At 76.0% G+C, this 9167-nt stretch carries 11 protein-coding genes; 4 read left to right on the top strand and 7 right to left on the bottom strand.

The features are described from left to right. The first annotated feature begins 156 nt into the window (after positions 1-156). The gene (locus SSBG_RS33605) at positions 157-363 is read left to right on the top strand and encodes a hypothetical protein (protein ID WP_008745831.1); all 207 of its coding nucleotides are present in this window, start codon (positions 157-159) and stop codon (positions 361-363) included. A gap of 82 nt (positions 364-445) precedes the next feature. Here the strand turns inward: SSBG_RS33605 and SSBG_RS08795 are convergent, their stop codons facing one another. Beyond that, positions 446-1003 (bottom strand): SMI1/KNR4 family protein, encoded by a 558-nt coding sequence (locus tag SSBG_RS08795; RefSeq protein ID WP_037869295.1) that lies wholly within the window; start codon positions 1001-1003, stop codon positions 446-448. Between SSBG_RS08795 and SSBG_RS08800 the strand changes: the two genes are divergently transcribed. After that, a complete protein-coding gene (locus SSBG_RS08800) occupies positions 1002-1694 on the top strand; it encodes a restriction endonuclease (RefSeq protein WP_420790334.1) in 693 nt (230 codons plus the stop codon). The two genes, SSBG_RS08795 and SSBG_RS08800, sit on opposite strands and share 2 nt — an antisense overlap. Before the next feature lie 7 nt (positions 1695-1701). Here SSBG_RS08800 and SSBG_RS08805 read toward each other — a convergent pair whose 3' ends face one another. The 5 genes from SSBG_RS08805 to SSBG_RS08825 all read right to left on the bottom strand — a co-directional run bounded on the left by SSBG_RS08805 (position 1702) and on the right by SSBG_RS08825 (position 5680). Next, positions 1702-1944: a DUF6411 family protein gene (locus SSBG_RS08805; protein ID WP_008745834.1), complete on the bottom strand. Its 243-nt coding sequence runs from the start codon at positions 1942-1944 to the stop codon at positions 1702-1704. A 178-nt stretch (positions 1945-2122) separates the two neighbouring features. Next, complete coding sequence (locus tag SSBG_RS08810; RefSeq protein WP_008745835.1) at positions 2123-3142, bottom strand: cation diffusion facilitator family transporter; 1020 nt, start codon at positions 3140-3142, stop codon at positions 2123-2125. Between the two features lie 38 nt (positions 3143-3180). Then, positions 3181-4062, bottom strand: coding sequence for an acyl-CoA thioesterase (locus SSBG_RS08815; RefSeq protein WP_008745836.1), 882 nt, complete (start codon positions 4060-4062; stop codon positions 3181-3183). 75 nt (positions 4063-4137) lie between these two features. Then, positions 4138-5295, bottom strand: a complete 1158-nt coding sequence (locus tag SSBG_RS08820) for an acyl-CoA dehydrogenase family protein (protein WP_008745837.1) — start codon at positions 5293-5295, stop codon at positions 4138-4140. Positions 5296-5494: 199 nt separating this feature from the next. After that, the gene (locus SSBG_RS08825; protein WP_037869296.1) at positions 5495-5680 is read right to left on the bottom strand and encodes a hypothetical protein; all 186 of its coding nucleotides are present in this window, start codon (positions 5678-5680) and stop codon (positions 5495-5497) included. Positions 5681-5829: 149 nt separating this feature from the next. On the opposite strand from SSBG_RS08825, the gene SSBG_RS08830 reads away from it, so the two are divergent. After that, complete coding sequence (locus tag SSBG_RS08830; protein ID WP_008745839.1) at positions 5830-6447, top strand: nucleoside/nucleotide kinase family protein; 618 nt, start codon at positions 5830-5832, stop codon at positions 6445-6447. A gap of 97 nt (positions 6448-6544) precedes the next feature. Here SSBG_RS08830 and SSBG_RS08835 read toward each other — a convergent pair whose 3' ends face one another. Beyond that, a complete protein-coding gene (locus SSBG_RS08835; protein ID WP_008745840.1) occupies positions 6545-7357 on the bottom strand; it encodes an alpha/beta fold hydrolase in 813 nt (270 codons plus the stop codon). A 318-nt stretch (positions 7358-7675) separates the two neighbouring features. On the opposite strand from SSBG_RS08835, the gene SSBG_RS08840 reads away from it, so the two are divergent. Further along, positions 7676-9167: DHA2 family efflux MFS transporter permease subunit (locus SSBG_RS08840; RefSeq protein ID WP_008745841.1), on the top strand; the 1492-nt coding region annotated here is incomplete at its 3' end.

Raw genomic sequence — 9167 nt, forward strand, 5'->3', positions numbered from 1 at the left:
AGACGGGCAACGAGGCCGTGACGGCGGCCCGGCTCGACCTCGGCGACCCCGCCTCGGTGCGCGCCTTCGTCGCCGCCCGGGAAGGCCCGCCGCACATGCTCGTCAACAACGCGGGCATCATGGCGCTCCCCGTCCTGGAGCCGACGCCGCAGGACGGTGCCGCAGGGCGCGGCGACGAGCGTGTCGCTCGCGGCCTCGCCGCTCCTGGCGGGCGTCGGGGGCCGCTGCTTCGAGGACCGCGCCGAGGCGCCCGTCGTGGTGGGCGCGGAGCCGGTCGGTACGGGCGGGGTGGCCCCGTACGCGCGGGACCCGGCGAACGCGGACCGGCTGTGGGCGGTCGCGGAGAAGCTGATCGCGGGGTGAGCGGGGCGGGGGACGGCGGGCCCGCGCGGGAGGGCGGGCGGAGGCGCGGCGGGCCCCGGCGGGGCGGGCGGCGGTGCGGCGGCTAGTGCCCGGCCGTCAGTCGCTCCGCGGCCCGCTCCCAGGGCTGCGGCACGGCCGCGTCCTCGCGCCCGGAGGTCTCCTCCTCGAACCAGCCCGTCCCCGCGAGCCACGTCTCCAGCCAGGCGGCGAGGCCGGGGGAGTCGAGGAACCAGCAGTCCTCCCAGGAGCCGCCGCCGTGGGCGTTCGGCTCGAAGAGCAGGACCTGGCCCTCGGCGCTGAGACAGTCGACGGCCGCGTACATGGCGCAGCCCCAGGTCAGGACCGGCACGACGCCCGCGGGCCACTCCGGGTGCCCCGCCCCCGCCGACGCGGCGCGCCGCGCCACGTACTCCTCGACCAGGCTTTCCCCCGGGCCGAGGAGCGGCAGCAGCCGGTAGCCGGGCCCGAAGCCCCCGTCGGCGATCTCGCGGTGGAGCCGCGCGAGCAAGGGGTGCAGGACGAATCCGAGCCGCCGCTCGGCCTCCGCGAGGGTGGCCTCGTCGGCGGGCGCGGGAAGAGCCCCGCCGTCGGCGGCGGCCCGGACGGCGACCCGCCGGAGGAGATCGTGGGTGTCGGTCATGAGGGGGATGCTGCCAGGGGCCCCGGACAGGGGCGGCACGGGGCGGGGGCGGTGCGGGGCGGAGGCGGATCGCGGGGTATCGGCTGGGAGCGGGCGGCCCGCGCGCCGCGACCGGCCCCTCCGCCGCCCGGCGGGTCGCGGCCGTGCCGCGCACTGGTGGCTGCCGCTCGGGCTCGCGCTCGCCGGGGCGGCCTGGTACGGGTACCGGCTGCGGCGGCGGGCCGAGCGGGCGCGGTGGGAGCGGGCGCGCGAGCGCGCGCTGCGGCTCGGGACCCTGGACGCCCTGGGGCACCGGGAGTTCGAGTGCGCGGTGCGGGATCTATCGCGCCGGGACGGCTGCGCGGACGCCGAGCAGGTCGGCGGGGCCGGTGACCTGGGGGCGGACGTGCTCGCGACGGACCCGTACGGCCGCAGGTGGCTCGTGCAGTGCGAGCACCGCAGGGACGGGGCGCGCGGCGCGGCCGTCGCTGCCCCGGATCTCCAGCGCGTCAACGGCACGGCCCGTCAGCCGCACGGCGCGGAGGTCGTCCTCGTGGTCACCAACGGCCGTTTCAGCGGCAGGTGCCCGGAGCTGGCCGGGGCGTTGCGGATGCGCCTCGTGGATCGTGAGCTGCTGGGGACATGGGCGAGCGGGGCAGTCCCCCTGTGGGAGTTGCTGCCCCGCGTGCCCGCGCCGCGCCGTGCGCCCTGAGGCAGGGTCAGAACGGCATGTGGCCGCGCGCCTTGCGGCCGGCGGAGCCGCTGTGGCCGACGGCGCGGGAGCTGGTGCTGAACGGCTTGCTGAAGATCTTGCCGAGGATGCCGGGGGCCTTGGACCCGGCGCGCGAGCCGAGGCCCAGCGTGCGCTGGGTGCCGTGCTGCGGCTTGCGGGAGAAACGGGGGACCAGGAAGGCGAGGACGAGAAGGACGGCGCATATCGCGACGATGCCGACGACGACCATGGGGGGCTCCTGAGCTGGGGGGACGAGCGGTCTCGGCCCTCGGGCCGTTGAGGACCGCGTGCCCGGCGGCCCTCCCCGTATACGCGCGGATATAGGTGCCCCGCGCACGGGGGGGGCGCCCCGCGTCCCGTGCCCCGGGTGCCGCGCCGGAGGTCGCGGCCCGCGTCCTGCCGGGGGGTCAGCCCGCGTCCCCCCAGGGGTTCAGCCCCTCGCGCCGTCGCCGGCCCGCTCCCGGCGTGGGGTCGAGGTAGACGCGGGTCACGCGCGGGAGGCGGGCGCGGACGCGGCGTTCGGCATCCTCGCAGCTCCACTCGATCTGCGCGGCCGTGGACGCGTCCCGGAAGTCGATCTTCGCGGCGATCAGGGCCTCGTCGGGTCCCTGTACGAGCGTCACGAGGTCGAGAACCGCCTCGACGTGCTCCGTCGCGAGGAGTTCGGCGCGGATCGCGGCGCGCTCGGCGGGCGCGAGCGGGCGGCCGGTGAGGAGTTCGGCGTTCGAGCGGCCGAGGACCCAGGCGACCTGGACGAGGAGCAGGCCGATGAGGAGCGAGGCGATCCCGTCCCAGGTGCCGTCGCCCGTCGCGTGCGTGAGGGCGATGCCGGCCGCCGCGAGGACGAGGCCCACCAGCGCCGCCGAGTCCTCGAAGACGACGGCCTTGACGGTCGTGTCGCTCGTCCACCGCAGGTGCTTGCGGAAGGTCGTCCGGGCGGCGCGCGCCTCCCCCGCCATCTGCTGGAGCCCCGTCCGCAGGGAGTAGCCCTCCAGGAGGAAGGCGATCGCCAGGACGACGTACGACAGGAGCGGGTCGCCGAGGGTCTCGCCGTGCGTGAGGGTGTGGACGCCGTCGTAGACGGAGAAGACCGCGCCGCCGACGAAGGTGGCGACGGAGGCGAGCAGCGCCCAGATGTAGCGCTCGTGGCCGTGGCCGAGCGGGTGGTCCTCGTCGGCGGGCCTGGCGCTGCGCCGCAGCGCGAGCAGGAGCAGCAGTTCGGTGACGGTGTCGGCGAGCGAGTGCGCGGCCTCCGAGAGCATCGCCGAGGAGCCGCTGACGAGCCCGGCGAGGAGCTTCGCGGCGGCGATCCCGAGGTTGGCCCCGGCGGCGACGAGGACGGTGAACGTGCTCTCGCCGCCGCTGCCGCCCTCGCCTCCCGGGCCCGGTGTCGTGGCGGGCGGCGGTACGGGATCACTGCTGCTCATAGCGGCGCAGTATGCCCGTACCGCGGGCCCCGGCCGGGTCACCGCTCGCGCGGCACCCGCATCAGGCCCTCCTGGATCACCGATATGGCGAGCCGTCCGTCCTGCGTGTAGATGCGGGCCTGGCCCAGGCCCCGGCCGCCCGAGGACGAGGGGGACTCCTGGTCGTAGAGGAGCCATTCGTCGGCGCGGAAGGGCCGGTGGAACCACATGGCGTGGTCGAGGCTCGCGCCGACGATGTCGCCGGTGACCCAGCCGCCGCGCCCGTGCGCGAGGAGGACGGAGTCCAGCAGCGTCATGTCCGAGACGTACGTCGCGAGGCAGACGTGCAGGAGCGGGTCGTCCCCCGCGAGTTTGCCGTTGGTGCGGAACCACACCTGCGAGCGCGGTTCGCGCGGCTGCCCGGCCGTCGCGTACGGGGGCGCGTCCACGTACCGCAGGTCGACCGCCTCGCGGGCTTCGAGGAGCTTGCGCACGACGGCGGGGCCGCCGACCGCCTCGGCGTAGCGGGGCAGCGCCTCGGGCGCGCTCGGCAGGGACTCGGGGTCGGGCGCGGGCGGCATCGGCGCCTGGTGGTCGAGTCCTTCCTCGTGCACCTGGAAGGAGCACGAGAGGTGGAAGATCGGCTGGCCGTGCTGGATCGCGACGACGCGCCGGGTCGTGAAGGACCGGCCGTCCCTGATGCGGTCCACGCGGTAGACGATGGGCGCGCCCGGGTCGCCCGCGACGAGGAAGTACGCGTGCAGCGAGTGCGCGTACCGGTCGGCGGGCACGGTGCGGCCCGCGGCGACGAGCGCCTGGGCCGCGACCTGCCCGCCGAAGACGCGCGGGACGAGGGTGGGGCGGGACTGGCCCCGGAAGATGTCCACCTCGATCCGCTCCAGGTCGAGCAGGTCGAGGAGGTCGTCGAGTGCTTCGCTCATACGGCGTACTCTCTCGTACTCGCGGCGGAGTCCCGCGTCCGCCTGGCGTCCTCCCCCGTCGGCCGGATCACCGACTCACAGCCCCATGCTCTTCGCGATGATCATCTTCATGACCTCGCTCGTGCCGCCGTAGATGCGGTTGACGCGGTTGTCGGCGTACAGGCGGGCGATCGGGTACTCGTTCATGTAGCCGTAGCCGCCGTGGAGCTGGAGGCAGCGGTCGATGACGCGGGAGGCGACCTCGGTGCAGAAGAGCTTCGCCGAGGCGGCCTCGGCGGCGGTCAGCTCGCCCAGGTCGTGCGCTTCGAGGGCGCGGTCGCACACGGCCTCGGCGGCGTCCACCTCGGCCTTGCAGGCGGCCAGCTCGAACTTCGTGTTCTGGAACGCGGCGACGGGCTTGCCGAAGACGGTGCGGTCCTGCACGTAACTCTGCGCGAAGCGGACGGCGGCGGCGGCCTGCGCGTAGGCGCCGACGGCGATGCCGAGGCGCTCCTGCGGGAGGTTCTGGCCGAGGTAGTGGAAGCCCTTGTTCTCCTCGCCGAGGAGGTCGGCGACCGGCACCTGGACGTCGGTGAAGGACAGTTCGGCGGTGTCGGAGGTCTTGAGGCCGAGCTTGTCGAGTTTGCGGCCGACGGCGTAGCCCTCGGACTTCGTGTCGACGACGAGGAGCGAGATGCCGAAGCGGCGGTCGTCCTCCTTCGGCGGCGCGGTGCGGGCGCAGACGATGACGCGGTCGGCGTGGACGCCGCCGGTGATGAAGGTCTTGGCGCCGTTGAGGACGTAGTGCCTGCCGTCGGCGGAGAGCTTCGCGGTGGTCTTCATGCCCGCGAGGTCGGAGCCGGTGCCGGGCTCGGTCATCGCGATGGCGAACATGGTGCGGCCCGAGACGAAGTCGGGGAGCCAGCGCTTCTTCTGCTCCTCGGTCGCGTACGCCTTGAGGTACGGCAGGCACAGCGCGACGTGCACGCCGCTGCCGCCGAGCGAGACCCCGGCGCGGGCGGTCTCCTCGGAGAGGATCGCCTGGAACTTGAAGGACTCCTCGCCGGCCCCGCCGTACTCCTCGGGCACCTCGATCCCGAAGATGCCCAGCTCACCGAGCTTGTAGTAGAAATCGCGCGGCGCCTGCCCGGCGGCGACCCACTCCTCGTGCCGCGGCACGACCTCGGCCTCGATGAAGGCGCGGATCGTCTCGCGGAACGCCTCGTGGTCCTCGTTGTAAACGGTACGGCGCACAGACGCCACCCTCCTTCGGCGGCCGGTGCCGGTCCGCCCCTCGGCGGCCGGTGCGGGCCGGTCCGCGCGGTACGTACGAAGGCGGGGCGCCGGACATACTAAGCGCCCGCTCACCCTTGAAGTTACCCGCACGTATGGCGGGTGTCCAGATGGGGAGGCGGCGGCAGGGGGCGCCCGCGCGCGGCGGGACCGGACCGGCTCACACGGCGCAGGAGCCGCCTCCCGGGCGCCCGCGCTGGGCGCGCGTGGAGACGAGGAGCGCGGCCATCTCGTCGGGGTCCACGTCGTCCTCGCCCTCGACGGCGGGGTCCATCCCGACCGGTTCGGGCTCGGCCTCGGCGGGCGGCCCGGCCTTCAGCTGCCCGAGGGGGATGAACGCGGTCATGGGGCACCTCCGGGACGTGGGGTCGTGCGCTCCCGACTCTACGCGGGGACGCACGCGCGTACAGGGTGTCCCTCGCGGGGTCGCGGCCGTCTCGGCCCGTTCCGGCCGTCCCGCCCCGTCCCGGCGGGGGCCCGGCATAATCGCGGCCCGTGCGCACCTCTTTCGATCGCCTCCTCGCCCGCGCCCTCCGCCTCTGCGTCCCCGGCCGCCGTCAGGTGCTGGGGATCGCGGGGGCGCCCGGGGCGGGGAAGTCGACGCTCGCGGAGCGGATCGTGGCGGCGGTGCCCGGCTCCGTGCTCGTCCCGATGGACGGGTTCCATCTGGCGCAGGCGGAGCTGGAGCGGCTGGGGCGGGCGGAGCGCAAGGGGGCGCCCGACACGTTCGACGCGGCCGGGTACGTGGCCCTGCTGCGGCGGCTGCGGGCGCCGGTGGCGGGCGAGGTGGTCTACGCGCCGCTCTTCCGGCGGGACCTGGAGGAACCGCTGGCCGGGGCCGTGCCCGTACCGCCCGAGGCCCCGCTCGTCGTCACCGAGGGCAACTACCTGCTGCTCGGCACGGGGCCGTGGGCGGCGGTGCGCGGACTGCTGGACGAGGCGTGGTTCCTCGCGCCCGACCCGGACACGCGCCTGCGGCGGCTCGTGGAGCGGCACGTGCGGTACGGGAGGTCCCGCGCCGAGGCGGAGCGGTGGGCGAACGGGTCCGACGAGGCCAACGCGCGGCTGGTGGAGGGGAGCCGGGGGCGGGCGGACCTGCTCGTGGCGGAGTGACGGCGCCCGGGGGCCGGGGAGCGGGTGAGCCGTACGGCCGTGGCGCGGCGCGGTTCCACTCGGCTCGGCTCGTACGAGGTCACGGGCCCCGCGCCGCTCAACCCCGCGCCTCGCGCAGGAAGTCGGCCGTCACCCGGCCCCAGTCCTCGATCTCCGCGGCCGTCCGCGCCACGGACAGGCGGGCCTTCGGGAGGTGCGCGGCGACGGTCTCGGCGGTGGAGACGGGGTGGCCGGGGTCGGTGTCCCAGGCCAGGACGAGGGTGGGGACCGTGATGCGGGCGAGGGCGCCGGGGGCGGGGAGGTCGGAGGCCGCCGCGCCCTCCAGGACGGCGGGCAGGAGGGAGGCGCGGATGTCGATTCCGCCCTGCTCGCGCCCGCCGAAGACCGGCGGGGCGGGGGCCTCGGCGTGCAGGGCGGCGAGCGCGGCGGGATCGTCGGCGGCGAGCGCCGCCATCCGCCGGTAGAGCCCGGCCTGCGCGGCGCGCGTCTCCCAGGCGGTGGGGACGGCGGTGAGGACCAGCGCGAAGAAGCGTTCGGGGGCGCGCAGCGCGGCGTGCAGCGCCGTCGCGGTGCCCATGGAGCAGCCGATCGCGGCGACGGGGGCCTCGGGCGAGAAGTGGTCGGCGAGCGCGAGCAGGTCACCGGCCAGGGCGTCCCACGCGTACGTCGCCGGTTCGGGCCGGCCGCCGCTCTCGCCGTGTCCGCGCGCGTCGTAGGCGACGAGGCGGTGGTGCGCCGCGACGGGGGCGTAGTCGGTGAGCCCGTACCGGGCCTCGTGGGCGCGGCTGCGGGTGATCCCGTGCGCGAGCAGCGCGACGGGTCCCGTACCGCGCACGGTGCAGGCGAGGCGGGCCCCGGGGAGCGGGACGACGGGGAAGCCGGGGGCGGGCGCGGCGGGCCGCTGCGTCATGGGGGCATTCCTTCGTGGAGCGGGGGCCGGGCGGGGCGACGCTACACCGGTGGGGCGGAGCGGCGCGCGGGCTTTGCCCGGCCGGGGGCCCGCGCACCACGTCACCGGCCCGCGACGCCCCTCGCACGTCTGCGCGGACCGCTTCGAGGTGCGGCGCCGCCCGGCGGCGGGAAGTCATGGACCAGATCCGCCGAGGGGGCGCGGGACGCGGCCGGGGACCCGCGTGCGGGGGAGGCACGGCGTCTCCGTCCGCCGGGCGGGGGGCCGGGGTCCGTGCCGCCGCCGTTCCCGCTGCCCGAGACCGAGAAAGGGGACGTCATGGGCGACCTCCCGCGCCAGGCCCCCGCTCCCGCCGCCGCGCCCGAGCGCCGCCCCGTCCCCGTCCGGTGGGCGCTGCTCGGCGTCCTGCTCGCGCTGCTGCTGTCGATACTGGACGGCCTGATCGTCGGCACCGCGATGCCGACGATCGTGGACGACCTCGGCGGGCTGGACCGGATGTCGTGGGTCGTCACCGGGTACATCCTCGCGACGGCCTGCTCGACCGCCGTATGGGGCAAGCTCGGCGATCTCCTGGACCGCAAACGGGTCTTCCTCGCCTCGGTCGTGCTCTTCCTCGCGGCCTCGGCGGCGTGCGGGCTCGCGCCGTCGATGAACGCGCTCATCGCCTTCCGGGTCGTGCAGGGCCTCGGCGCGGGCGGCATGGGCGCGGGGGGTTTCGCGCTGATCGGCGCGCTCGTACCGCCGCGCGAGCGCGGGAGGTACCAGGGGATGATCGCCGCCGTGATGGCTCTCGGGCAGCTCGGCGGGCCGCTCCTCGGCGGCTTCGTGACCGGGCACTTCGGCTGGCGCTGGGCGTTCTACGTCAACGTCCCTCTCGGGCTCGTGAGCCTCGCGTGGTGCGGGCTGCTGCTGCGCCTCCCGGCGCGGGCGCGGCCGGGGGCGGTGCGGATCGACTGGGGCGGGATCGTGCTGCTGGGCGGGGCCCTCTCGGCCCTCGTGCTGGCGGCGACGTGGGCGGGGAGCACGTACGCGTGGACCTCGTGGCGGGTTCTCGGGCTCGGCGCGCTCGCCGTCACGCTCCTCGCGGGCTTCGTCGTCACCGAACTCCGCGTCCCCGAGCCGCTGATGCCGCCGCGCGTGTACACGGGCCACCGCAACTTCCCGCTGGCGGCGGTGGTGCTCGCGGTGACGGGCATGACCCTGTTCGGGACGACGCTCTACCTGCCGCTCCACCAGCAGGTGGTGCGGGGTGCGACGGCCGCGCACTCGGGGCTGCTGCTGCTCCCGATGATGCTCGCGACGCTCCTCGCGGCGGGCGTCGCGGGCAAGGTGATGTCGGCGACGGGCCGCTACAAGCTCTTCCCCGTGGTGGGCGCGGCGAGCATGATCGCGGGGATGGGGCTGCTGTCGAGGGCGGGCACGGACACGCCCCCCTCCCTCACGACGGTGGCGATGGTCCTCCTGGGGGCCGGGAGCGGCTTCGCCCTGCAGATGGCGAACACGATCGCGCAGAACGCGGTGGCGGCGCGCGACCTGGGCGCGGCCTCGGCGGCGGCCAACCTCTTCCGCACCCTGGGCGGTTCCCTGGGCCTGGCGGTCTTCGCCTCGCTCTTCACCTCGCGCGTGCGGGGCGGCCCCGCGACGGGCCCCCGGTACGCCGCGCACGTCGCCGAGGCCACGCAGGCGATCTTCCTGGTGGGCGCCTGCGCGGGCGTAGCGGCCCTCCTGGCGGCCCTGGCGATCGAGGAGGTCCCGCTCGGGGGCGCGGAGACGGCGGAGCCGAGGGCACGCGGGGCGGGCGAGGGGGCGG

The organism is Streptomyces sp. SPB074 (assembly GCF_000154905.1).
In the GTDB taxonomy this organism is placed as follows: domain Bacteria; phylum Actinomycetota; class Actinomycetes; order Streptomycetales; family Streptomycetaceae; genus Streptomyces.

Coding starts and splice junctions, on each gene's coding strand:
- SSBG_RS08800 (WP_420790334.1), top strand. CDS start 1,002: ATGAGGGGGATGCTGCCAGGGGCCCCGGACAGGGGCGGCACGGGGCGG.
- SSBG_RS08795 (WP_037869295.1), bottom strand. CDS start 1,003: ATGACCGACACCCACGATCTCCTCCGGCGGGTCGCCGTCCGGGCCGCC.
- SSBG_RS08805 (WP_008745834.1), bottom strand. CDS start 1,944: ATGGTCGTCGTCGGCATCGTCGCGATATGCGCCGTCCTTCTCGTCCTC.
- SSBG_RS08810 (WP_008745835.1), bottom strand. CDS start 3,142: ATGAGCAGCAGTGATCCCGTACCGCCGCCCGCCACGACACCGGGCCCG.
- SSBG_RS08815 (WP_008745836.1), bottom strand. CDS start 4,062: ATGAGCGAAGCACTCGACGACCTCCTCGACCTGCTCGACCTGGAGCGG.
- SSBG_RS08825 (WP_037869296.1), bottom strand. CDS start 5,680: ATGACCGCGTTCATCCCCCTCGGGCAGCTGAAGGCCGGGCCGCCCGCC.
- SSBG_RS08835 (WP_008745840.1), bottom strand. CDS start 7,357: ATGACGCAGCGGCCCGCCGCGCCCGCCCCCGGCTTCCCCGTCGTCCCG.